The 510-nt window shown below is 56.3% G+C and carries 1 protein-coding gene; it reads right to left on the bottom strand.

Annotated features, from left to right (window positions below; genetic code table 11):
• Positions 1-143: 143 nt before the first annotated feature.
• A partial coding sequence (tssD, locus tag AB8804_RS23325) for a type VI secretion system tube protein TssD (protein ID WP_371190305.1) occupies positions 144-510 on the bottom strand: 367 nt, incomplete at its 5' end.

Genomic DNA, 510 nt, shown 5'->3' with positions numbered 1-510 from the left:
GCTACCGCCCCTCGCTGTTTACTTACCAAAGCGCATCAGGTCAGGCAGGCAGATTGTGTGTTCTTTGCTGAGCGTCCGCGGGGCAGGCGCTCAGCAAAAACGGCGGACAGGAAAATCCCGCCCGCACGAAGGATGACGGGTAATTACGCAGTTGTGCGTTCGTTCCAGGAATCGGAATGAATAATGTTGCCGTCCTTGTAGGTCCAGGTGATCTTCTCGTAGCGCAGCTCAATCTGTTCCAGATGGTTGTGCTTCTCGAAGGACGGATCCTTGACGTCGTGCATCAGCGGGTTCACCTTTACCACCTTCACGTTTTCCAGCCTGGTGTTGAAGTACTCCACTTCCTGGCCCGCGTCGTTGATTTTGTACCACTTGAACTCGGCAGACTTCAGGGTCTGGCCGGTGGTGACCGCCTTGTACAGGTACGGGCTGGAGGAGTCGATTTCCTTGGTGAACAGGAACGGCGTGTGGATGCGCGTGCCGGTCAGCTTGCCGGTGTTGTTGTCGGTC

Origin of the sequence: Enterobacter sp. KBR-315C3_2022 (assembly GCF_041399425.1) — a bacterium.
Taxonomy (GTDB): Bacteria; Pseudomonadota; Gammaproteobacteria; order Enterobacterales; family Enterobacteriaceae; genus Enterobacter.
This window is presented reverse-complemented; position numbering and strand designations above follow the sequence as displayed.